The sequence below is a fragment of the Sinomonas sp. genome, from assembly GCF_036848755.1.
Lineage (GTDB): Bacteria > Actinomycetota > Actinomycetes > Actinomycetales > Micrococcaceae > Sinomonas.
Genome location: NZ_DAIUJO010000003.1, coordinates 35,089 through 57,195, shown reverse-complemented (window position 1 = coordinate 57,195; position 22,107 = coordinate 35,089). Strand labels below are relative to the sequence as shown.

Genomic DNA, 22,107 nt, shown 5'->3' with positions numbered 1-22,107 from the left:
CGTCACCTCCCTTGACGGACCGGAGCCCGCGAGGACTTCCAGCCCGGGGCCTCAGCGCGTCGTGAGGACCGTCCAGGGATGCGTCCGTCCGTAGCGCCGCAGCCACAGCGCTACCACGACACAGACGAGGTAGCCCGTGCCCACGGTGAGCCAGCCGACGTCGTACCCCCCGGAGGCGTCCGCGAGGAGGCCCATGACGAACGGCCCGAGCGCGAAGCCCGCGTACATCCCCATCGCGAGAACGCCCGAGGCCGTCCCGACCCGCTCGGAGGGCACCACAACGAGCACGGCCGAGTTCGTGATGACGTTGGCGCCGAGGACCGTTGCCCCGTGGAGGGCGACGCCGGCCCACAGGAGGGCGGGCTGGCGAAGCGCCCCAGCGGCGAGCAGGCAGGCGACGCCGAGGACGGCGCCGGCCGCGAGCGCGATGAGGATCCCCGACGGGCGCCGCCCCTGCGCCATCTGGCGCCCCCAGATCACGCGGCTTGTGACACCGACGACGCCCGAGACCCCGGCCGCGGCCCCGGCGAGGACGAGCGGGAAGTCGAGGGCGCGCACGGCGTAGAGCGGGAGGTAGACGTTCGTGGCCTGCATCCCCAGCCCCGAGAAGAACGCGAACGCGGCAAAGAGCCATACCGGAAGGGGCAGCGGCTCCTTGTCGCTCGCGGAGCGGGCTGCCTTCGCGAGCGGTCGAGGTGCCTCGCGGGGGAGCTTGCGCAGGCCATACCAGAGGAGGCCCGCCGCGACGACCGCGGCGAGCGCGAACGCGCCGTGCCACCCGAGCCACAGCGAGACAGCCGGGATGAAGAGGCCTGCGAAGAGCTGGCTCGCCTGAACGCCCGACTGCTTGATGCCTATCCAGCCGGAGCGCTGCGCCTGGGGGACCGCTGTCACGATGAGCCTGTTGGTCGTGGGGTTCGAGATGGCCTGCGCCGGTCCCGCGAGGATGACGGCAACCAGCAGCACCCAGAAGTTCTGCGCGAGCGCGGCGATCACGAGGGCGACGACGGTCCCCGCGAAGATGAGGACGATCTGCTGCCGGCTCGTCGCGCGGTCGCTGAACCGCCCGAGCCACGCGCTGCTGACGGCGGCGCTCGCGAAGACGGCACCGGCCACGAGGCCGAACTGGGATTGGCTGATCCCGAGGTCGCGCAACACGAGGGGGCTCGCCGCGCTCAGCCCGTAGTTGAGCAGGGGGCCGACGCCCATGGCGCAGACGAGGACGAAGAGCAGCGAGGCTGGCGCACGATGCGGAAGCCTTGCGGTGCCCGCCTCTCCGGGTGCTGTGCTCACAGCGCGGCGAGGGCCGCGTCGAAGCGGTCGAGGGCGATCCGAGCGACCTCGGGCGCAGGCAGCAGGGGCGGCGCAACGGCATCGGCGCCCGCCTTCGCGAGCTGGTCATGGAAGTAGCCCGGCGCGAGGAGGTAGCTCGCGACGACGATCCGGCCGACTTCCTCGGCCCGGAGCTCCGCGACGGCATCCGGCACGCTCGGCTCGGCGCTTGCGCCGTAGGCAGGCAGGATCCGGTTCGGGATCAGGTGCCGGAGCATGTCGGCGAGACGCTCGACGTCGTCGGCTGCGGCCGGGTTCGACGAGCCTGCCGCGGCGAGTACGACGGCGTCGTCCGGCCCCAGGTCGGCGTCGGCGAGCCGCGCGGCGAGCACCTCCGCAAGGCGCGGGTCGGGACCGAGGGGCGCGGCCGCCGTCGTCCGTTCGCGCGACCTGACCGCGCGCCCGATGTCCACCTTGACGTGGTAGCCGACGCTGAGGAGGAGCGGCACGACGACGGCGGGCGGCTCCGCGGGGAGGCCTGCGACGACGGCGGGCAGCTCGGGGCCGTGAACGTCGACGTAGGCGTCGAGCACTGTGACGTCCGGTCGGGCCGCGCGGAGTTCCTCGACGACCCCGAGGATCGCCGCTTTCCCGTCGGGATTGCTGGTTCCGTGGGCGCAGGCGACAAGGATCGGCTGGGTCATAGGGGGAGCCTACCGGGGGCAAAGGTCCGAGGTTGGGCCGACTGACTAGGATGAAGACATGAGCGACATGTTCTTGGATAGGTTCCGCGCGCTTGTCCCCAAGTACCTCGGCGATCCGTGGAAGCAGGGCGACGGGATCTCCGAGGACGAACTCGACGAGGCCCTCGAGGAGCACGCCTTCACAATCCCGCTGGCGCTGCGCGAGTTCTACCTCGCCCTCGGCAGCTCCGAGCTCATGGAGGCATACCACTACTTCTGGGATCCGGAGGAACTCGAGATCGACGAAGAGGGCTTCCTTATGTTCCTGGAGGACGAGGACGAGCAGTTCACGTGGGGCTTCCGCTCGGGCGACCTGCGAGTCCCCGACCCCATCGTCTACCGGAAGAACAATGCCCGTGGCGAGTGGGTGTCCGAGGACGGCACCTTCTCCGAGTTCACGTTCGACATGTTCGAGTGGGTCTTCTCGGCCGCCGAGGACGACGAAGAGGAACACGTCTGAGGGGTTGTTCCTGAAGACCTGAAAAAAATTGACGGTCTGGGACTAGACATATGACAGATCTGTCATAAGCTTGTTACTGGATCCACTTCAGCCTCCAGTGGATTCGGGTGCGAACGGAAACGGGCCCTGGGAAGCGGCATCGCCGCCACCCAGGGCCCAACCGTTTAAGGTCGCCTTGAGGCGAGAACGTACTTTCGGCACGAAGGCGCACGTTTGCGCGCGCTCAAACGTACGCCGCCGTGCCAAACGTACGCCGCCGTGCCAAACGTACGCCGCCGTGCCAAACGTACGCCGTCGGGATTGACCCGTGGGGGCCTCTAGGCGTCGCGGTCCACGACCGCGTCCGCGAACGCCGAGAGCGACTGCTTGACGACCCCCTCGGGCAGCGGCGCGAGCGCAGCCTTCGCCGCGTCCGCCCACTCGCGCGCCGCAGCCCACGAGTCGGCGGTCACTGGATGCGCACTGAGCGCCGCCACTGCCTCGGCGAGGGCCTCGTCGCTCGTCAGGTCGCCGTCGATGAGCCGCAGGACGTCGCGGGCGGACTCGTCACCGCCGTCGGCCGCACGCCGGAGGAGGAGCACCGGCAGCGTGGGCACGCCTTCCCTGAGGTCCGTGCCGGCGGACTTGCCGGACGTGACCTTCCCCCCCGTCACGTCGATCACGTCGTCGGCGAGCTGGAAGGCGACGCCCACGTTCTCGCCGTACTTGACCAGCACGTCCTCGTACTCGTCCGGGGCGCCCGCGAAGATCGCGCCCATCTGACCCGAGGCCGCGATGAGCGATCCGGTCTTGTCCGCGAGTACCGAGAGGTAGTGGTCCACGGGATCCTGGTCCTCGCGCGGCCCCACTGTCTCGTGCAACTGCCCGAGGCACAGCCGCTCGAAGGTCCGGGCCTGAATCGACAGGGCCCGGCCGCCGAGCTCCGAGACGAGGATCGAGGCGCGCGCGAAGATGAGGTCGCCGGTGAGGATCGCGACGGTGTTGCCCCACACCTCGTGGGCGGTCGGGGCGCCGCGCCGGTAGGGCGCCGAGTCCATCACGTCGTCGTGATAGAGCGTCGCGAGGTGCGTGAGCTCGACGACGGCAGCGGCCTGCAGGACCTCCGGCCGCGTCCAGTCGCCGAGGTGCGAGCACAGGAGCGTGAGCAGGGGCCGAATCCGCTTTCCTCCGGCTTCGACGAGGTGGCGGCTCGTTGCGTCCGCGAGCGGGTCCGAATTCGCGATGGCCTCGCGCAGCCGCTTCTCGACCCGAGCCATGCTCGTTGTGATAGCGGGGCCGAGGTCAGGGTCGCTCGCTATCGCGGCGAATCCCGCAGGCAGCTGGATCCCGGCGGCGATGGCCGTCGTGGTCGGGGCGGGCTCGGCGCTCTCCTGAGTGCCGTGGCCCGCGTGGGTCCAACTGTGTTCAGAGTTCGTCACGGGTCAAGCCTAACTTCGGGCCGGGCAGATGCAGGTTCGATGTCGCGGGCGTGAGCGTCTCGAGGAGCCGGATGGCGCGGTCCTCAAGGCCTCCCCCTCGCGGTTCGGTGAGGTTCGCGAGGAGACGGACGACGACGCGCATGAGCGCCGGGACCGGCATTCCGGTGCGCAGGGCGAGGCGCATGACGGCGGGCCGGCCGATGAGCGCCGCGAACGTCCGGCCGAGCGTGAAGTGGCTCCCCCACTGGTTGCGCACGTAGTCGGCGTAGGCGCGGAGGCGACGGTCGACGTCGTCCGCCGCCGGCCGCCCCAGACCCGCCGAGCGCTGGGCTGCCGCTGCATCCACGAGGAATTGCGCCGCGTAGCGCCCGGACTCCATGGCGTAGCTGATGCCCTCTCCGTTGAACGGGCTCACCATGCCGCCCGCGTCGCCGAGGAGCGCCATGCCCGGCACCACGTGAGGCGTCCGGTTGAAGCCCATGGGAAGGGCCGCGCCCCGGACCGGGGCCGCCTGGTTCGCCTCGGTGAACCCCCATTCCGGGGGCATCGAAGCGGTCCAGTCGCGGAGCACCTGCCGGTAGTCGAGCCTGCCGAACTCCTTGGACGAGTTGAGGATGCCCAAGCCCACGTTGGACGTGCCGTCGCCGACCCCGAACACCCAACCGTAGCCGGGGAGCGGCTTGCCGTCGCGGCCGGGAAGCTCGAGCCAGCCCTCCATCCAGTCGTCCTCGTGGCGCGGGCTGCGGAAGTAGGTGCGGTAGGCGACGCCGAGCGGCCGGTCGTCGCGCTTGGCGAGACCCCGCGACACGGCGGCCCGGGTGGAATTGCCGTCGGCTGCGAGCACGACGTCGGCCCGGAAGTCCCGAGTCTCCCCCGTCTTCCTGCCGTCCTCGTCGAGGAGCTGCACGCGCGCGCCCACGACCCGCCCGCCGTCGTCCGTCAAGACTTCGGTGACGCTGTGCCCCTCGAGGATCCTGGCGCCGGCCGCCTCGGCGTGGCGTGCAAGGGCCTCGTCGAACCCGAGCCGAGTGCGGATGAGGCCGTAGTCGGGAAACTCGCCGCCCCCGGGCCACGGCAACTCGATCGTTCGTCCGCCGGCAACGAGACGGAGGCCACGGTTGCGCCGCCACCCGTCCTCGGCGGCATGGGGCAGCCCGAGGAGCTGGATTTCGCGGACGGCCCGAGGGGTGAGTCCGTCGCCGCACACCTTCTCGCGGGGGAAACGGGTCTTCTCGAGCACCGTCACCTCGACGCCGGAGCGCGCGAGATAGTGGGCCGCAGTCGAGCCGGCCGGGCCGGCACCGACGATCAGGACCTCCATGCGCCCCTCAGCCCGCCGCGCGCCGCGCGCGCCGGATCTTCTCCACGGGCCCCGACTGCGCCGCGGCCGGCAGCGGCTTAGTGGCGCGATGCACCGCGACGATTCCGCCGGAGAGGTTCCGGTACTCGACGTTCTCCCAGCCGTCCTCCATGATCCAGTCCGCGAGGTGGTCCTGGTCGGGCCACGCGCGGATCGATTCCGCGAGGTAGACGTAGGCGTCCGGGTTCGAGGACGCCTTGCGCGCGATCGGCGGAAGGGCTCGCATGAGGTACTCGAGGTACATGGTGCGCCACAGCGGGTTCACGGGCGAGGAGAACTCGGCGACCACGAGCTTGCCGCCCGGCTTGGTGACGCGCAGCATCTCCTGGAGCGCCCGGTGCGGCTCGCTCACGTTGCGCAGGCCGAACGAGATGGTGACGGCGTCGAACGAATTGTCGGCGAACGGCAGGCGCGTCGCGTCGCCCGCGATGAAGTCGATGTCCGGACGGCGGCGCTTGCCCACGCGCAGCATGCCGAGCGAGAAGTCGCATGCGACGACCTCGATGCCCGCGTCGGCGTACGGCTCCGCGGACGTGCCTGTACCAGCCGCCAGGTCGAGCACGCGCTGACCGGGCTTCGCGCCGACGGCGTCGAAGACGACCTTGCGCCACCTGCGCGTCTGGCCCAGCGAGAGCAGGTCGTTGACGACGTCGTAGCGAGGCGCCACGTCGTCGAACATGCTCGCAACGTCGCCGGGAACCTTCTGAAGCGATGCCCTCTTGCCTGTGCTCACCCGGCCCATTCTGCCAAACTTCCGCCGACCCTCCGGACGCGGCCGCTCAGGACCCCCACCTCTCAGAAGCGAAGGAGCACCTTCGAGGAACCCGTGCCGCGATCCCCCGCGACGCGGAACGCCTCGACGGCCTCCTCCACCGGGTATTCGTGAGTGAGCATGGGCTCGAGGTCGAGGCCGTCGGCGAGGTACTCGAGTGCGGTCGAGATCTCGTCCACGAAACGGAACGACCCGCGGTAGTCGATCTCGCGGAAGACGACTTCGGCGAGCGAGACCTCGAGGAGGCCCGCAGGAAGGTTCCCGACCTGCACCACGATCCCGCCACGCTTCACGGCTCGGAGGACGCTCGTGACGGCGGCGGGCGCGCCCGAGGCCTCGAACACCACATCGGTCTCCGGCAGCGTGCCGCCCTCGGCGAGGTTGACGACGTCGTCCGCTCCCATGCGCCGCGCAATGGCGAGGGAGCCCGCAGCCAGGTCGCTCGCGACGACGCGGGCGGCGCCCGCCTTGCGCGCGGCGGCGACGACGAGGGCGCCGATGGGCCCTGCGCCGTTGACGAGGACGGTCTTGCCTTCGATCGAGCCGGCGCGGCGCACGGCGTGGATGGCGACGCCGAGCGGTTCGGCGACCGCAGCGAGGCGGGTGCTCACGCCATCGGGCACGGCACGAAGCTGGCTCGCGGGAACCACGGTCAGCGCCGAGAAGGCGCCCTCCGTGTGGGGGTAATAGGCGGCCGAGCCGAGGTGGTGCACGTTGCCGCACAGGTTCGGCCGCCCCGAGGTGCAGAACTCGCACTCGCCGCACACGATGGCAGGGTGGACGGCCACCGCCTGGCCTACCTCGAAGCCGGTCACCTCGGAGCCGAGGGCGGCAACGCGGCCCGCCACCTCGTGGCCGAGGACCATCGGGTCCTTGAGGATGCTCAGGCCCGCCGCGCCGTGCTTGACGTAGTGCAGGTCGCTTCCGCAGATCCCGCCGTACTCGATGGCAACCAGAGCCTCGAGGGGTCCCGGCTCGCGGGGCTCGACGGGGTCGAGGCGCAGATCACCGGCTGCATGGACGACGACGGCCAAGCTCATGGGGTTCCTCCTGGGGGATGGGGGCGGCTTCCCCCATTCAATCACTGCCATACCAGATTTGTCGACCGCCCCGCCTGAAGTCGGCTGCGCCCGGGCCTCATCCGCGCCTCGCGCCGCCTAATGTTGGACGCATGGCCCCGTCCCTCCCGGGCGCGCCGCCGTCGTCGGCCGCCCGTCCGCCGTCGAACCGCGAGCTCGCGTACGAGCACATCCGCGAACTTATCGTCCGCGGAGACGAACCGCCCGGCGCGCTGCTCAGCGAGAATGACCTCGCCCTCCGGCTCGACCTCAGCCGCACCCCGGTGCGCGAGGCACTCCTGCTCCTTGCGCAAGAGGGGCTCGTGGACATCCGACCCCAGCGCGGCAGCTACGTCTCGCTCATCGACCCCGACATGGTCCGTCAGGCCCAGTTCGTCCGCGAGGCCATCGAGGTCGCCTCGCTCGAGGCGTGCATCGAGCACTGGACGCCCGAGCAGGGTGCGGAAGTCGAGGAGATCCTCGCCGCGCAGGACGCGTGCACGCGACCGGAGGACTTCTATCCCCTCGACGAGCAGTTCCACCGGACGCTCCTCGCGATCGCCGGCCACGAGTCGGCGTGGACAGCCGTGCAGAGCGCGAAGGGCCACCTCGACCGCGCGCGCTACCTCGGCCTGAGCGGCTACCGGTCCATCGGCGAGTACGTCGCGGACCACCGACGCGTGCACGAGGCCGTCGCCGAGGGCAACCTGGAGCGGGCGCGGGACGAACTGCGCGCCCACCTGCGCTTCGTCCTCGACGACCTCGAGCAGATCCAGGCCGCGCGGCCCGAGCTCTTCCGGCGTCCGGCCGGTCCCGAGCGGCGCCCGGCGCGGCCGGCCCGGAGGCCAGCGCGTACGCTTGACGCATCATGAGCTCCCCTTTGCGCGCCCTCACCATCGATCTGGGCGCTGTCGACCAGCGCGGGGTCGACGCACGTGGCGGCTTCCCCTTCGACGACCTCGCGAGCGCGCTCAACCGGCCCGAGGCCCTCTGCTGGGTCCGGCGCGGCGAGGGCCACCTGGGGTTCGGCGAAGCCGTCCGCTTCACCGCGACGGGCGCCGACCGCTTCATCGAGGCAGAGGCGTGGTGGAAGCAGCTCACCCTCGACGCCGAGGTCGACGACGCGCTCCAGCATCCCGGGACGGGCCCGCTCGCGTTCGGCTCGTTCGCGTTCTCCCAGACGTCCGAGTACGCGTCACGGCTCGTTGTGCCCGAGATCGTCGTCGGGATCAGGGAGGGCCGCGCGTGGGCCACCCAGCTCACCGCGGACGGCAGGCGCCCGTCCGAACGGGACCTGCGGGCCGGCGTCGAACGTTGGACCTCGACCGCCGCGACGGCGGCGTCGAACGGCGCCCACCTCAGGGTGCGGCCGGGACGGCTCGGCGAGCAGCGCTGGATGGGCGCGGTCGCGTCCGGGGTACGGCACATCCGCGCGGGCGAGCTCGAGAAGCTCGTGCTCGCCCGGGACGTGCTGGTAGAGGACGACGGCGGGATCCCCCGCGAGCGCGTCCTCCGGCGGCTTGCGTCGGCCTACCGGGACTGCTGGGTATACGGCGTCGACGGGCTCGTCGGCGCGACACCCGAGATGCTGATCCAGGTCGAGGGCCGCACGGCGCAGGCGCGCGTGCTCGCCGGGACGCTCGACCGTCGCGACGCCGACGGCGCGGGGCCGGGCTACGCGGAACGGGTCCTCGCGGGATCGCCCAAGCAGCGCCACGAACACCAGATCGCCATCGAGTCGCTCACGACCGCTCTCGAACCGTTCTCGGAGGCCCTCAACGCCCACGACGAGCCGTTCATCCTCGAGCTGCCCAACGTGTTCCACTTGGCCTCGGATGTCAAGGCCGAGCTCGCCGAGATCGAGGGGCACGTCCCGACGCCCCTCGCACTCGTCAACGCCCTGCATCCGACCGCTGCCGTCTGCGGGACGCCGACCAAGGTCGCAGGCGACCTGATCCTGGAGCTCGAAGAGCTCGACCGGGGGCCGTACGCGGGCCCGGTCGGATGGCTCGACGGCGCGGGCAACGGCGAGTTCGGCATCGCGCTGCGCGGAGGCGTCTTAGAGGGCACGACGGCGGCCCGGCTCTACGCGGGCTGCGGCATCGTGGAGGGCTCGCTGCCGGAAGCTGAGCTCGCCGAGACGTGGGCGAAGTTCCGCCCGATGCTCGAGGCACTCGGCGTCGAACGCTGACGCCGCCTGGCCGAGTCCGTCCGGGATGGCGGACACCTGCGTCCGGGGTTCCAGAATCTTCCCCCTGAATCGGGCTTGCGCTGGATCGCGTTTCGTTGTCCAATGGGGAAACGAAAGTTGCATGTGACGAACATCTCAATGCTCTCAGGAGCCGGTAGGATGGATGTCGCTCTAGCACCTGTTTGCCAGTACCTCCAAGTAAGGGACGACTTATGACTTTCTCCACGAAGCTTGCCGCCAAGGGCGCCGTGGTCCTTGCGGTCAGCGCGCTCGCACTGACCGCCTGCACCAACGCGTCCGAGACGGGCGGCGGCACGCAGCCCAGCAGCTCGGGTTCGGCCGCTGCCAGCTTCGATCCCAGCACGGTGCAGAAGGACGATTCGCTGGCGTCGCAGGTGCCCGCTGCCATCAAGTCCAAGGGCACCCTCGTCGTCGGTTCCGACACGACCTACGCGCCGGCCGAATTCCTCGGCGGCTCGGACAACCACACGCCGATGGGCTACGACGTCGACTTCGCGAAGGCGATCGCGGCGACGCTCGGGCTCAAGGCGGACGTCCAGACGGCCGACTTCACGGGCATCCTCCCCGCCCTCGGCCCGAAGTACGATCTCGGGATCAGCTCGTTCACGATCACCAACGAGCGCCTCAAGGCGGTCAACTTCGTGAGCTACTTCAACGCGGGCGTCGCATGGGCCGTCCAGAAGGGCAACCCGAAGAACTTCTCGACGAGCGACGTCTGCGGCAAGACCGTCGGCGTCCAGACTGGTACCACCGAGGCTGACGAGGTCAAGGCGCTCAGCGACAAGTGCACCTCGTCGGGCAAGAAGGCGATCGACATCGTCTCCCTCGCCGCGCAGACCGACCTCAACACGCGGCTCGTCAGCGGCGCGCTCGACGCCATGTCCGCAGACTCGCCCGTCATCAGCTACGCGATCCAGCAGACCAACGGCGCGCTCGAGAAGGTCGGCGACACGACCGAGATGGCGCCGGAGGGCATCGCGGTTGCCAAGAGCGACACGGCCCTCGCCGATCTCGTCCAGAAGGTGATGACGAAGCTCATCTCCGATGGCACCTACAAGAAGATCCTCGACACGTGGAACAACGCCGACGGCGCCGTCTCCAAGGCCGAGGTCAACCCGTCCGTCTCCTCGTGACCGTCATGACTGCTCGCCAGGCGGACACCGCCGAGGCCACTCGGGGTGGCGCACCGGAACTGATCAAGGCAGTTCCGGTGCGCCACCCGGGCCGGTGGATCGCAGCCGCCATCATCCTCATCCTCGCCGCGCTGGCCGTCCAGAGCCTCGCCACCAACCCCCGCTTCGCGTGGGGTACTGTCGCTGCCTACATCCGAGACGTCAACGTCGTCCAGGGCGTGGGCTGGACCCTGCTCCTGACCGTCCTGTCGATGCTCCTCGCCATCATCCTGGCAATTGTCCTCGCGTTCATGCGGCAGTCGGACAACCCGATCCTGCGCTGGTCGTCATGGTTCTGGGTCTGGTTCTTCCGCGGCACTCCGGTCTACACCCAGCTGATCTTCTGGGGTCTGGTCACGGTGCTGTACCCCACGATCTCGCTCGGCATCCCGTTCGGACCTGCACTGGCCACCTACATCCTCAGCGACCCGTCGAAGGGCTTCATCCCCGCCGTCCTGGGCCTCGGCCTCAACGAATCCGCATACCTCGCCGAGATCTTCCGAGCGGGCCTGAAGTCCGTAGACAGGGGTCAGATGGAAGCCGCCGAGGCCCTCGGAATGCGTGGGACGAAGGTCATGTGGCGGATCATCCTGCCCCAGGCAATGCGGGTCATCGTGCCGCCGACAGGCAACGAGACGATCGGCATGCTCAAGACGACCTCCCTCGTCCTCGCGGTCCCGTTCACCTATGACCTGACTTTTGTCACGAACGCGTTGGCGAACCGCACCTACCAGCCAATCCCGCTGCTGATCGTGGCGGCCGCCTGGTACCTGCTGGTCACGAGCATCCTCATGGTCGGCCAGCACTACATCGAGAAGTACTACGGCAGGGGCGTGGACAACCTCGTCGCCGCTGCCGCCGTGAACCCGGCTGCGGCCAAGGCCGCGGCCGCACGTACGGATTCGGTCCCGGGCGACGCCATCCCCGGGGGTCCGACCGCGGCCGGCCCCACGATCGAGGAGAGCGGACGATGAGCGCCTCAGCCCAGACGAGCCCGAACAGCCAGCCTCTTTCCGCCCCCTCATCCCTGCAGGGCGCAAAGGATCTGGTCCGGATCGAGAGCGTCCACAAGTACTTCGGGGAGCACCACGTCCTGCGCGGGATCGACATGACCGTCAAGCAGGGCGAGGTCTCGGTGCTCATCGGGCCGTCCGGGTCCGGCAAGTCCACCCTCCTGCGCTGCGTCAACCACCTCGAGACCATCAGTGCGGGGCGGATCTGGGTCAAGGACGAGCTCATCGGCTACCGCGAAAAGGGCGGCAAGCTCCACGAGCTGCACGTGAAGGAGATCGCCGCCCAGCGCCGCAACATCGGCATGGTGTTCCAGCGCTTCAACCTCTTCGGCCACAAGACGGCCCTCGAGAACATCATGGAGGCCCCCGTCCAGGTCAAGGGCCAGGACAAGGCCGTGGCCAGAAGGCGCGCCCTCGAGCTCCTCGACCGCGTCGGCCTCTCCGACCGGGCCAAGCACTACCCGGCCCAGCTCTCCGGCGGCCAGCAGCAGCGCGTCGCGATCGCCCGGGCTCTGGCCATGGATCCAGAGCTGATGCTCTTCGACGAGCCCACCTCCGCCCTCGACCCCGAGCTCGTCGGAGATGTCCTCAACGTCATGAAGGACCTCGCCAAGTCCGGCATGACCATGGTCGTCGTCACCCATGAGATCGGCTTCGCCCGCGAGGTCGGGGACACCCTGACCTTCATGGACGGCGGCGTCGTCGTCGAATCGGGCAACCCCCGCGACGTCATCGCCAACCCGCGGCAGGAGCGAACGAGGAGCTTCCTCAGCAAGGTCCTCTGACCGCCCGACGCATTCCCACGACGCCTTTTCGCGGGGAAGACGCTCTCAGCGCGCCTTCCCCGCGACAAGGCGTCTTCCTGTGAGGGAGCCCGCACTACCCCGCGGGTATTCGTACCCGCAACGCTTCAGGAGCCGGGTATCCGTACCCGCAACGCTTCACACAGCGATTATCTGTACCCGTAACGGTGCTGGGGGGAGACGGATTCGGTGACCGCCGAACGCAGCCGTTCGTGCAGCCCCCGCAGTCCGGAACGGTCCACCCGTGCCTCGATGATCTCCCGGCCGCCCGTGCGCGGCGCGGCAAGCGCGGAAGCGGCCTCCGCCGTCGTCCGCACCGCCGTGTGCCGGATGCCATAGGCCGCCGCGAGCGCTCGCAGGTCCGCCTTGTGCGGCGTGCCGAAGAGGCGTTCGACGGCGGCGGCGGCGCCGGGGCGTGCCTCGTCGCCGCCCACGCGCCCGTGCTCGAGGAGCCCGAAGATTGCCCCGCCGGCATCGTTGAGCACGACGATCCGAAGCGAGGGCTCAGCCTCGCCCACGCCGAGCAGCAGGCCCCCGGCGTCGTGGAGGAACGTGAGATCCCCGAGGAAGAGCGTGGTCTCGAGTCGGTTTCCGAGCCACAGCCCGGTCGCGCTCGAGATGGTTCCGTCGATCCCTGAGAGCCCGCGGTTGGCGAACACTCGGGCGCCGGGCTCGGCGGGCGGGGGCGCCGCGAGATCCACGTCCCGGATGCCGTTCGAGGAGCCGAGCATGAGCTGGCCGCGGGCGTGCTGCCACACGAGCTGCGCAAGCTTCGGACCGGAGAGCGGCGAGCCCGCGAGGAGCCGGTCGATGGCCTCCTGGGCGCTCGCGCCCGCGAGCAGCCACGTGTCCAGCCAGCCTTCCGCGCCGCGACCGGCGAAGTGGGAGAGTTCGTCGAGGTCCTCGACGAGCCGCTCGCGCCGCCGTCCCTCCTCGAACCACGCCGCCGGCCGAGGGTGGTACAGCGCCGTCTCGACGCCCTCCCGGGCCAGCAACGCCGTCACGGGGCGGCTGAGCGTGGGCCGGCCGAACAGCACGACGCGCTCTATCCCGTCGCCGGGGTGCCCATCCAGCAGCACACGGTAGGGCCCGACGGCGTGCGAGCCGAACCTGGCGTTCGACGACGGCTCAGCGAGCAGCGGGAGCCCGTGGGCGGCCGCGAACGCCTCGGCGAGCGGCCCGGCCGCGTGCCCGGCGAGGACCACCGTCCGGCGGGGCGGGAGCCCCCCGAGCGCGGCGACGGCAGGGCGCCGGTACGCGAAGCCCTCGGTCGGCGGCTGCTGCCAGCCCGCCGTCGCCGGCTCCCACTCCCCGGCGGGGACGAGCGGCTCCCGGAAGCACACATTGACCTGGACGGGGCCCGAGGGGACCCCCGGCAGCAGCCCCGACGCGGCACTGAGCGCGGTACGCACGGCCGACGACGGCGACTCCCCCGCCGCGATGGACGTCGCGAAGCGCACGTGCTCGCCGAAGAGGTCGAGCTGCTCGGTCGTCTGGTTCGCCCCCGTGCCATGGAGTTCGGCCGGGCGGTCGGCCGAGAGCACGACGAGCGGGACCTCCGCGTGGTTCGCCTCCATCACCGCGGGCAACAGGTTCCCCACGGCCGTCCCGCTCGTGGTGAGAACCGCCGTCGGACGCCCCGACGAGAGTGCGGCACCGAGCGCAGTGAAGCCGCCCGCCCGCTCGTCGATGCGGATGACAAGCTCGAGCAGTCCCCGGCCCTCGGCCTCGGCGAGCGCGTAGGCGAGGGGGGCGCTGCGGGACCCAGGGCACACGACCACGCGACGGACGCCGCCCGCGAGCAGTCCGGAGACCACTTCGCGGGCGGCCTCGAGAGAGCCGAGAGAAGTCACATGTCCATCGTAGGCTTGCTGCGGTGCTTCGGGTCGGCACCCGAAGACTGTCAGACGCCCGTGGCAGACTGACGCCATGCCGGACACCGCCGAACACCGCCGCCTTTCCGAGTCGCCCGAGGATTCCGATCCTTGGCGACTGTGGGGGCCCTACCTCGCTGGCCGCCAGTGGGGGACGGTCCGCGAGGACTACTCCGCCGATGGCGACGCGTGGGACTTCTTCCCGTTCGACCACGCCCACCGGCGCGCCTACCGCTGGGGCGAGGACGGCATCGCCGGGCTCTGCGACCGCTTCGGGTTCCTCAACCTCGGCATCGCGCTGTGGAACGGGCAGGACGACCGTCTCAAAGAGCGCTACTTCGGGCTCACGAACGGCCAGGGCAACCACGGAGAGGACGTCAAGGAGCACTGGTGGCACCTCGACGCGACACCGACGCATTCCTGGGCGAAGACGCTCTACCGCTACCCGCAGGCCGCGTACCCCTACGACGAGCTCGTGCGCGTCAACGCCTCGCGCTCCCGGGCGGAGCCGGAATACGAGCTCGCGGATACCGGCATCCTCGCCGAGAACCGGTTCTTCGACATCGAGACGGTGCATGCGAAGGCCTCGCCGGACGATATGTGCATCACCGTCACGGCCACCAACCACGGCCCGGATGCCGCGCCGCTCGACCTCGTTGCGCAGCTCTGGTTCCGGAACACGTGGGCCTGGGGGCGGGACAGCCGGCGCCCCCAGATCCGCCGCCTGCGCGCGCCCGAGCTCTCCCCCGGCGGCGTGGTGGCCGTCGAGGCGACGCATGGATTCCTGGGAAGGTATGTGCTCGCCGCCGAGGCGGCCGACAGCACTCCCGGCGTCTCAGCTCCCGAGGTGCTGTTCTGCGACAACGAAAGCAACGACGTCGACCTCTTCGCGGCGCCGTCCAACCCTTCGCCCCACCCGAAGAACGCCATCGACGCCGCGATAGTCCGCGGCGACCGATCGCTGCTCAACCCTGCCGAGGAGGGCACGAAGACGGGCATCCGCTGGCATTTTCCGGCCGTGGCCCCGGGAGCGAGCGTCACGGTGCGGCTGCGCCTCACCGGCGAGGGCCTTCCCCTCGAACCCTTCGGCGTCGGCTTCGACGACGTGCTCGAGGACCGCGAGCGCGAGGCGGACGAGTTCTACGCGTCGGTCATCGGCGAGGGTCGCGGATCCTCGTCGTCGGAGGACGCGCTCGTGGCCCGTCGCGCCTTCGCTGGACTCCTGTGGGGCAAACAGCACTACCGCTACTCGGTCCGCGAGTGGCTTGAGGGCGACCCGGCGTTCCCTGCACCTCCATCGGACCGGCAGTCAGGGTGGGGGCGCAACAGCGGCTGGCGGCAGCTTGCGCTCGCGGACGTCATCTCGATGCCGGACGAGTGGGAATATCCGTGGTTCGCTTCGTGGGACCTCGCATTCCACTGCGTGGCGCTCGCCCATGTTGACCCGGACTTCGCCAAGAACCAGCTCGTCCTGCTGTGCCGCGAATGGGCGATGCACCCCGACGGGCAGCTCCCGGCGTACGAGTGGGCCTTCGGCGACGTCAACCCTCCCGTCCACGCATGGGCCGCCTGGCAGGTCTACTGCATCGACGGCTCGCGGGACAAGCACTTCCTCACGCGGGTGTTCGCAAAGCTGCTCCTGAATTTCTCGTGGTGGGTCAACCGGAAGGACGCCGACGGCTCGAATCTCTTCGAGGGCGGGTTCCTCGGCATGGACAACATCGGGGCCTTCGACCGGTCGAAGGGCCTGCCGCCCGGTCACCGTCTGGAGCAGTCGGACGCGACAAGCTGGATGGGGTTCTACTGCCTCACCATGATGCGCATCGCCCTCGAACTGGCGCGCGATGACCGCGTCTGGGACGACCTCGCCACCAAATTCCTTGAGCATTTCCTCGCCATCGCCCAGGCAATGGACACGTTCGGAAGCGGCGGGGTCTCCCTGTGGGACGAACAGGACGGCTTCTTCTACGACGTCCTGTTGGGCGAGGACGGCCGTCAGGAGCGGCTGCCGATCCGCAGCATGGTCGGACTCCTTCCGCTCCTCGCGGTTGCGGTGACGCCCGAGTGGGCGGTCAAGCTGCTCCCGGACTTCGCCCAGAACCTGCATTGGCTCCAGCGCCACCGCCCGGACCAGACGGGGGCCCTTGTGAAGGCGAGCAACGGCGACGCCCCGGAGGGCGCGGATCCGACGCATCTCACGCTCGCCGTCCTGCACGACGACCGGCTCGAACGGGTGCTAGCCCGGCTCCTCGACGAGGGCGAGTTCCTCTCGCCGTACGGCCTTCGCTCGCTGTCGGCGGCCTATCGCGAGCCCTTCACCGTCGACGTCGCCGGGCAGCCCATGAGCATCACGTATCTCCCTGGCGAGTCCGATTCCGGCCTGTTCGGCGGCAATTCCAATTGGCGCGGACCGGTGTGGTTCCCGGTCAACGTCCTCGTGGCCGATGCCCTCGCGGTCTACGCTGAGGGCGCCGGAGCCGAGCTCGCGGTCGAGTTTCCGAGCGGCTCGGGCGCGAAGCTCCCCCTCTCAGAGGTCGCCCACGAGCTCGAGGAACGGCTTGTGCGGCTCTTCCGGCCAGACGGAAGCGGGCGCCGCCCCAGCACCCCCAGGCATCACCCGTCGGGCCCCCTCTGGGACGCGCACCCCACGTTCAGCGAGTACTTCCACGGAGACACGGGCGCAGGGATCGGGGCGTCGCATCAGACGGGCTGGACCGCCCTCGTGGCGCACCTCATCTGCCAGCGGGCTCAGCTTCCGGCCAGCACCGCGTAGCAGCGGCGCAGGCGGTCGAGCCACCACGCGCGGCGGTCGGCTGCCGCGGCGTGCTCCCTGAGCAGCTCAGGGTCAGGTGTCGCTGCGCCGGTGAACACCGCGCGGACTGGCAGGACGCCGTCGCGGGGCACCAAGGGCGAGCGCACGACGTCATGCGCGAACAGCGCCCCTGTGCCGAGGCCGCACGCGTGCGGGAGCCCGGGGAGCGCCGCGGCCAGCGCGACGCCCGCGGCGAGGCCCACCGATGTGTCGAGCGCCGAGCTCACGACGGCGGGCAGACCGGCCTCGCGCACGATCTCAAGCGCCCGGCGCACGCCACCGAGCGGGGCGACCTTCACGATGATGAGGTCCGCGGCACCGGCACGGGCCACGCGGAGCGGGTCCTCCACTTTGCGGACGCTTTCGTCGGCCGCGATCGGGAGCCGGAGGCCGGACGCGGCGAGGCGGGACCGGACTGCGGCGAGTCCCTCGATCCCGGCTGCCGGCTGCTCGGCGTATTCGAGCCCGAACGGGGCGAGGGCCGTGAGCGCCTCGACGGCCTCGTCGACGGTCCAGGCGGCGTTCGCGTCAACCCGCACGGCGGCATCGGGCAGTGCCTCCCGGACCGCTGCGACGCGGGCGACGTCGTCCTCGAGGGACTGCCCGCGTTCGGCGACCTTGACCTTGACCGCCTGCACCGCGCCGTACTTGGCGAGGATCTCGGGAACGCGTTCGGCACCGACAGCGGGCACCGTCGCGTTGACCGGCACGGTGTCCCGGAGAGGCTCGGGGAAGCCTTCCCAGGCCGCCTCGATGGCCGAGGCGAGCCAGCGGGAGGATTCGACGTCGTCGTACTCGAGGAACGGGGAGAACTCCCCCCAGCCTGCGGGGCCGCGGAGCAGGAGGGCCTCCCGCTCGAGGACGCCGCGGAACTTGACGGTCAGCGGAAGACGGACGACGGCGGCGGTCGCCTCGAGCTCGCCGAGCGGCGGCAGCGGAGAGCGGGCGGCCGTCATGCCGCCACCCTCAGCACAAGCCAGGCCGCCGCGCCGCTCAAGCCGATGACGACGGCGAAGGAGAGCAGCCAGACCGCGGCGGGAACCCCCGTCTTCCGCGAGAGGATGAACGCGTCCGAGCTTGCGAGCTCGCGGCGCCGGCTCGTGTGGACCGAGACGAGGTTCCACCAGTCGCGCACGGCCCCCAGCACGAGGGCGACGCCGGCCCCGAGCGCGAGCTGGCCCTGGAGGTCCGGCGGGACGGCGACGACGAGCGCCCCGACGACGACGATGGCCCCGAGCAGGATGAGCGCGCCCTGCACGTTGCGGATGAAGAGGAACGTGAGCACGAGCACGACGAGGGCGGCCGAGAGCGCCGCCCTCCCCCAGCCCTGCGACGAGGCCCACACCAGGGCGGCGCCGACGACTGCGGGTGCGGGGTAGCCCCAGAATCCGAACCACACGGCCCGGCCCCGCCCCATTCCCTGCGTCGTCCCGCCCTGGTCCATGCGGAGGGTGATCCCGGTGACGCGCATGCCCGTGGCGAGACCGGCAAAGGCGTGTCCGAGCTCGTGCACGATCGTCACGAAGCGACCGAAGAACCTCCAGAGCACGGGCACGACGCACAGCGCGGCCGCCCCGACGAGCAGCCACACGAGCTCGTAGCCGGGCACCGTGAGCGGCGCGGTGCGCGTGAAGCCGTCGACGAAGTCCGTCCACCATTCCTGAACCACCACTCGACCCTATCCGAGCTGCCTGAGAGCTCGGGGCCGAGCGGGCATCAGGCCGTCCACAGGGGCGTGTGCGAGGCTAGGTGGCATGGTTTCCACCCGCGAGAACGCCGGCACGCCCGCTTCCGCACGGCTCACGGCTCCATGCCGCGAGGTCGTCGCAGGCCCGGGGCTCTTCCTCGTGGCGACCATTGCCTCGGTGATGGGCGTCGTGGGAACCTACTGGTTCTTCGTGCGGACGACTACGGGCCAGTACATCGACGAATCCGCCCTCGACGAAGCCGTCGCCGTGTACGGCAAGGCGACCAAGGCGGCCCTCGGCTTTCTCGACGCCCTGCCGACCCTCGCCGTCGTCGTCGGGTTGGGCGGCCTGCTCTACGCGGCGATCGTCAAGCGGCGGTGGCAGGGCGCGCTCATCGCGTTGGCCGGGGCGGGAGCCGCGAACGTCCTGACTCACGTGCTCAAGGCGTACGTCTTCACGCGCCCGTTCCGTGGCATCCAGACGATCATGGAGAATTCGCTTCCCTCTGGCCACACGACGGCGGCGGCCTCCGCCGCGGCTGCCGTCTTCCTCGTATGCTCACCTGCCAAGCGACCCTTCGTCGCCTTCGCCGGCACGACGTTCGCCGTCGCAGCGGGGGGCGCAACCCTCGTCAACCAGTGGCATCGTCCAGCGGACGTCGTCGCTGCGTTCCTCGTCGTCGGGGCGTGCATGGCCCCGGCGGGCTGGCTCGTGCTGAGGACCGGTGGACGGTGGAACACCTGGGACGGATTCGGCAGCACGTGGGCATCGTCGCGGGTATGGCTCACGGTGCCCCTGCTGATGGGGCTCGCCGCGACGGCACTCGGTGTCGTGATGCTTGTCCGCATCGCTCCGGGCTCCGGCGTCGTCAGTACAACGCACTACTTCTGGGCGGGACTCTCGCTCATCGTGATCAGCGGGTACCTCCTCGGCATTGCGGCAACGTGGCTGTTCGCGGTAGCGGTGCCACGCAATCGGCCCCAGTCCTGAGACAATCGGACGCAGTCCTAAAACAATCAGGCCCAGTCCTAAAACAATCAGGCGCAGTTCTCAAACACCCGTTGCACATGGCCGATTGGGCCGCTAGCCTTCTCATATCCAGTCATTGGATAAAACCTTGATCGGATCATCGATCGGATCACCACCGGAGCAACACGGCTGCTATTGGGGGCAGCCGTGCTGTTCCGTGTCTGAGCGGACGACCCTTTTCGAGCCGGGTGGGGCGTCAGCGGTAGCCGTCGACGATTGCGGCGGCGATCTCCTTGTAGGCCCGCCGCGTCTCGGGGCGAACGGCCTCGAGGGACACGAGGTCGCCGTCGGCCACGGCCTTGTCGTGGGGGACGCTGATGAGCATGCGGCACATCCCGGCCAGCGCGGCCTCGATGGCAGCCTTGTCGACGCGGGCCGAGACATCGTCCTTGTCGGTCACGACGACGATCGCCTCCTTCGCCAGATGGTCGAAGCCATGGGCGGAGAGCCAGAGGAGGGTGTCCCGCGCCCGCTTGGCCCCGCTCACTGCGAAGCCGGCGGCAACGACGATGTTGTCTGCGTGTTCGAGGATCCCGCGCATGGCAGGCCGGCTCACGCCTGTGCCGCAATCCGTGAGCGTCACGCCGTAGTGGCGCGACACAAGCGAGTAGACCCGTTCGTAGTCCTCGGCCCGGAGGGAGTCGGAGAGGTCGGGGTCCTGCTCGCCTGCCAGCAGGCGCAGGCTCCGCACCTCGTGCAGATAGGCGTCGAGCGCGACGCGTGAATCGTTGTCGCCGAGCTCGCGGAGGAGCCTCGTGATCGTGAGCTGGCGCTCCGACTCGTAGGCACCCTCGCCGAGGGCACGCTCTATGAGGTCGCCGGCGTCTGGATTCGCGTCGATCGCGCACACGCTGCCCGAGCGGATGCTCGCCAGCGTGAGGCCGACGCCGACCGTCGTCGAGGTCTTGCCGACGCCGCCTTTCATCGAGAGCAGCGCGGTGTTGCGACTGCCGTCAAGGCGACGGCGGATGCGGCGGTTGAGCTGTGCATCCTCGCGCTCGGCGGGCGACGGACCGAGGTTGAGCGTGCCGCCGGTGAGCCGGTATAGCCAACCACGGAAGCCCCCGCGCGGCGGGGCAGCCTGGGAGGGCTTGATGAACCCTGCTGGCTGCTCGGTCGGGGCCAGGGAGGAGGCCGTGGGCAGGGAGTCAGACTCAGCCTGCGCGGGCTCAAGGGGCGCAGGCCCGACGGGCGCAGGCTCAGCCGGCCCGGGCTCGACGGGCGCAGGCTCAGGCTCAGGCTCAGGCTCAACCTGCCCTCGCTCCACCGGCGCAGGCTCGAACGGCACAGGCTCAAACGGCACAGGCTCGAGCGGCGCAGGCTCGAACGGCACAGGCTCGAACGGCGCAGGCTCGAACGGCGCAGACTCGGCCACGGGCGCTCCTGTCCGGGCAAGCAGCGGTTCCGGAGGAGCCTGCTCCGTCCGCGCGGCCTCCTCGGCTTCGCGCAGGCGGCGCAGCTCTCGTCGCGTCAGGGGCACGGGCGGCGCTGAGGTGGCGGAAGCACCGCCGTCGCCTGTGCGCTGCTGTGTTCCGTCGTCGACCATCCCGCCCCTTTCGTACCTGCCCCGCAGGCCACTCTAGTGCAGGCTGCTGGCCGCCCTGAGGCGGCTGATGAACAGTCTGGACTGCTCGGGGCCGTACGGGAGGATCGGGATGGCCTTGGTCGCGTCGTTGGGCGATTCGCGTGTGGCCTGCCGCGCCGAGCGAACGGCGGTGGCCATCGTCTCGGCCATCGTGCGCACGGCAACGTCCGTGCAGAGCCCCCCGTGGCCCGGAACGAGGTGCTCGTAGCGGTGGCGCAGCGCCGAGATGTGCCGCAGCACGTCAGCCCACTCCTCGGGGTAGGCGTCGCCGAACTCGGGATAGGAGCCCTCTTCGACGAGGTCCCCGGTGAAGAGCGTCGTGGAGGTCCCAACGAGAAGGTCGCCATCGGTGTGGCCGCGCCCGAGGTAGAAGAGCGTGACCGACTGGCCGCCGAGGTCCACGAGCACGGGCTGATCGTGCACGATCGCCTGGGGCACGACGATTTCCGTGTGATCGGCGTTCCCCTCCGCCATCTCCGGCTCTCGGCCAGCTACTTCGGCCCTCGCGATTTCGGCCCGGGCCTCCTCGCCGCGGGTCGCCATAGTGAGCGCCGCGTTCTCGTGCGCCCAGAACTCCGTGACCCCCGCGGCCGCGAACACGGCGTTGCCGAAGTAGTGGTCGTAGTGGGCATGCGTATTGACGACGACGAGCGGCAGCCCGGTCTTCTCGCGCACCGCCTCGAAAATCAGCCGTGCTTGCCGCGGCCCCTCCCCCGTGTCCACCACGAGGGCCCGCTCGGTCCCGATGACGAGGCCGATGTTGAGTCGAAGCGGCTCGAGGCTCAGCGAGTACGTCTCGCCGCCGAGGTCGCGCCATGAAGACACTGGAGGCCTTT

The 22,107-nt window shown here is 70.2% G+C and carries 19 protein-coding genes; 8 read left to right on the top strand and 11 right to left on the bottom strand.

The genetic code is table 11. The annotated features are described in order from the left end of the window. Positions 1-51: 51 nt before the first annotated feature. Both V7053_RS01010 and V7053_RS01005 read right to left on the bottom strand, forming a co-directional pair. Positions 52-1,293 (bottom strand): MFS transporter, encoded by a 1,242-nt coding sequence (locus tag V7053_RS01010; protein ID WP_334170397.1) that lies wholly within the window; start codon positions 1,291-1,293, stop codon positions 52-54. Continuing rightward, positions 1,290-1,976: a sirohydrochlorin chelatase gene (locus V7053_RS01005; RefSeq protein WP_334170396.1), complete on the bottom strand. Its 687-nt coding sequence runs from the start codon at positions 1,974-1,976 to the stop codon at positions 1,290-1,292. The genes V7053_RS01010 and V7053_RS01005 overlap by 4 nt, the downstream gene beginning before the upstream one ends. A gap of 58 nt (positions 1,977-2,034) precedes the next feature. Here V7053_RS01005 and V7053_RS01000 point away from each other — a divergent pair, with 58 nt between their 5' ends. Beyond that, entirely contained in the window at positions 2,035-2,475 is a 441-nt protein-coding gene (locus tag V7053_RS01000; protein WP_334170395.1) for a hypothetical protein, read from the top strand. Positions 2,476-2,792: 317 nt separating this feature from the next. On the opposite strand, the gene V7053_RS00995 is transcribed toward V7053_RS01000, so the two are convergent. The 4 genes from V7053_RS00995 to V7053_RS00980 all read right to left on the bottom strand — a co-directional run bounded on the left by V7053_RS00995 (position 2,793) and on the right by V7053_RS00980 (position 7,065). Further along, positions 2,793-3,893 carry a polyprenyl synthetase family protein gene (locus tag V7053_RS00995; protein WP_334170394.1) on the bottom strand — a complete coding sequence of 367 codons (1,101 nt, stop codon included), beginning with the start codon at positions 3,891-3,893 and terminating at the stop codon, positions 2,793-2,795. Beyond that, a complete protein-coding gene (locus V7053_RS00990; RefSeq protein ID WP_334170393.1) occupies positions 3,880-5,214 on the bottom strand; it encodes a geranylgeranyl reductase family protein in 1,335 nt (444 codons plus the stop codon). Before V7053_RS00990 ends, V7053_RS00995 begins: the two co-directional genes overlap by 14 nt. 7 nt (positions 5,215-5,221) lie before the next feature. After that, positions 5,222-5,986, bottom strand: coding sequence for a demethylmenaquinone methyltransferase (locus tag V7053_RS00985; RefSeq protein ID WP_334170392.1), 765 nt, complete (start codon positions 5,984-5,986; stop codon positions 5,222-5,224). Between the two features lie 62 nt (positions 5,987-6,048). Further along, a complete protein-coding gene (locus V7053_RS00980) occupies positions 6,049-7,065 on the bottom strand; it encodes an L-idonate 5-dehydrogenase (protein WP_334170391.1) in 1,017 nt (338 codons plus the stop codon). 131 nt (positions 7,066-7,196) lie between these two features. Between V7053_RS00980 and V7053_RS00975 the strand changes: the two genes are divergently transcribed. From V7053_RS00975 to V7053_RS00955, 5 genes are all read left to right on the top strand, one after another. Beyond that, positions 7,197-7,955: a GntR family transcriptional regulator gene (locus V7053_RS00975; protein ID WP_334170390.1), complete on the top strand. Its 759-nt coding sequence runs from the start codon at positions 7,197-7,199 to the stop codon at positions 7,953-7,955. Then, positions 7,952-9,274, top strand: a complete 1,323-nt coding sequence (locus tag V7053_RS00970; protein WP_334170389.1) for an isochorismate synthase — start codon at positions 7,952-7,954, stop codon at positions 9,272-9,274. Before V7053_RS00975 ends, V7053_RS00970 begins: the two co-directional genes overlap by 4 nt. A gap of 212 nt (positions 9,275-9,486) precedes the next feature. After that, on the top strand, positions 9,487-10,428 hold the full coding sequence (locus tag V7053_RS00965) for an ABC transporter substrate-binding protein (protein ID WP_334170388.1): 942 nt from the start codon (positions 9,487-9,489) through the stop codon (positions 10,426-10,428). 5 nt (positions 10,429-10,433) lie between these two features. Beyond that, positions 10,434-11,441: an amino acid ABC transporter permease gene (locus tag V7053_RS00960; RefSeq protein WP_334170387.1), complete on the top strand. Its 1,008-nt coding sequence runs from the start codon at positions 10,434-10,436 to the stop codon at positions 11,439-11,441. Beyond that, complete coding sequence (locus V7053_RS00955) at positions 11,438-12,265, top strand: amino acid ABC transporter ATP-binding protein (RefSeq protein WP_334170386.1); 828 nt, start codon at positions 11,438-11,440, stop codon at positions 12,263-12,265. Before V7053_RS00960 ends, V7053_RS00955 begins: the two co-directional genes overlap by 4 nt. 167 nt (positions 12,266-12,432) lie before the next feature. On the opposite strand, the gene menD is transcribed toward V7053_RS00955, so the two are convergent. Further along, positions 12,433-14,214, bottom strand: coding sequence for a 2-succinyl-5-enolpyruvyl-6-hydroxy-3-cyclohexene-1-carboxylic-acid synthase (gene menD / locus V7053_RS00950; protein ID WP_443022477.1), 1,782 nt, complete (start codon positions 14,212-14,214; stop codon positions 12,433-12,435). On the opposite strand from menD, the gene V7053_RS00945 reads away from it, so the two are divergent. After that, complete coding sequence (locus tag V7053_RS00945; protein ID WP_334170384.1) at positions 14,213-16,930, top strand: MGH1-like glycoside hydrolase domain-containing protein; 2,718 nt, start codon at positions 14,213-14,215, stop codon at positions 16,928-16,930. The genes menD and V7053_RS00945 overlap by 2 nt on opposite strands. Here the strand turns inward: V7053_RS00945 and V7053_RS00940 are convergent. After that, positions 16,906-17,925, bottom strand: a complete 1,020-nt coding sequence (locus tag V7053_RS00940; RefSeq protein WP_334170383.1) for an o-succinylbenzoate synthase — start codon at positions 17,923-17,925, stop codon at positions 16,906-16,908. The two genes, V7053_RS00945 and V7053_RS00940, sit on opposite strands and share 25 nt — an antisense overlap. After that, positions 17,922-18,638 (bottom strand): M50 family metallopeptidase, encoded by a 717-nt coding sequence (locus tag V7053_RS00935; protein WP_334170382.1) that lies wholly within the window; start codon positions 18,636-18,638, stop codon positions 17,922-17,924. Before V7053_RS00935 ends, V7053_RS00940 begins: the two co-directional genes overlap by 4 nt. Positions 18,639-18,723: 85 nt before the next feature. On the opposite strand from V7053_RS00935, the gene V7053_RS00930 reads away from it, so the two are divergent. Then, positions 18,724-19,647 (top strand): phosphatase PAP2 family protein, encoded by a 924-nt coding sequence (locus V7053_RS00930; protein WP_334170381.1) that lies wholly within the window; start codon positions 18,724-18,726, stop codon positions 19,645-19,647. A gap of 235 nt (positions 19,648-19,882) precedes the next feature. Here the strand turns inward: V7053_RS00930 and V7053_RS00925 are convergent, their stop codons facing one another. Together V7053_RS00925 and V7053_RS00920 are read right to left on the bottom strand one after the other, a co-directional pair. Continuing rightward, positions 19,883-21,232, bottom strand: a complete 1,350-nt coding sequence (locus tag V7053_RS00925) for a MinD/ParA family ATP-binding protein (protein WP_334170380.1) — start codon at positions 21,230-21,232, stop codon at positions 19,883-19,885. A 33-nt stretch (positions 21,233-21,265) separates the two neighbouring features. Next, positions 21,266-22,096: an MBL fold metallo-hydrolase gene (locus tag V7053_RS00920; protein WP_334170379.1), complete on the bottom strand. Its 831-nt coding sequence runs from the start codon at positions 22,094-22,096 to the stop codon at positions 21,266-21,268. Positions 22,097-22,107 lie beyond the last annotated feature (11 nt).

What these genes read in the sequence shown, in the direction of transcription:
- V7053_RS00980 (WP_334170391.1), bottom strand. Translation starts at nt 7,065, where the DNA reads ATGAGCTTGGCCGTCGTCGTCCATGCAGCCGGTGATCTGCGCCTCGAC.
- V7053_RS00965 (WP_334170388.1), top strand. Translation starts at nt 9,487, where the DNA reads ATGACTTTCTCCACGAAGCTTGCCGCCAAGGGCGCCGTGGTCCTTGCG.
- V7053_RS01005 (WP_334170396.1), bottom strand. Translation starts at nt 1,976, where the DNA reads ATGACCCAGCCGATCCTTGTCGCCTGCGCCCACGGAACCAGCAATCCC.
- V7053_RS00925 (WP_334170380.1), bottom strand. Translation starts at nt 21,232, where the DNA reads ATGGTCGACGACGGAACACAGCAGCGCACAGGCGACGGCGGTGCTTCC.
- menD (WP_443022477.1), bottom strand. Translation starts at nt 14,214, where the DNA reads ATGGCGTCAGTCTGCCACGGGCGTCTGACAGTCTTCGGGTGCCGACCC.
- V7053_RS01000 (WP_334170395.1), top strand. Translation starts at nt 2,035, where the DNA reads ATGAGCGACATGTTCTTGGATAGGTTCCGCGCGCTTGTCCCCAAGTAC.
- V7053_RS00970 (WP_334170389.1), top strand. Translation starts at nt 7,952, where the DNA reads ATGAGCTCCCCTTTGCGCGCCCTCACCATCGATCTGGGCGCTGTCGAC.
- V7053_RS00940 (WP_334170383.1), bottom strand. Translation starts at nt 17,925, where the DNA reads ATGACGGCCGCCCGCTCTCCGCTGCCGCCGCTCGGCGAGCTCGAGGCG.
- V7053_RS00945 (WP_334170384.1), top strand. Translation starts at nt 14,213, where the DNA reads ATGCCGGACACCGCCGAACACCGCCGCCTTTCCGAGTCGCCCGAGGAT.
- V7053_RS00960 (WP_334170387.1), top strand. Translation starts at nt 10,434, where the DNA reads ATGACTGCTCGCCAGGCGGACACCGCCGAGGCCACTCGGGGTGGCGCA.
- V7053_RS00990 (WP_334170393.1), bottom strand. Translation starts at nt 5,214, where the DNA reads ATGGAGGTCCTGATCGTCGGTGCCGGCCCGGCCGGCTCGACTGCGGCC.
- V7053_RS00975 (WP_334170390.1), top strand. Translation starts at nt 7,197, where the DNA reads ATGGCCCCGTCCCTCCCGGGCGCGCCGCCGTCGTCGGCCGCCCGTCCG.
- V7053_RS00930 (WP_334170381.1), top strand. Translation starts at nt 18,724, where the DNA reads ATGGTTTCCACCCGCGAGAACGCCGGCACGCCCGCTTCCGCACGGCTC.
- V7053_RS00955 (WP_334170386.1), top strand. Translation starts at nt 11,438, where the DNA reads ATGAGCGCCTCAGCCCAGACGAGCCCGAACAGCCAGCCTCTTTCCGCC.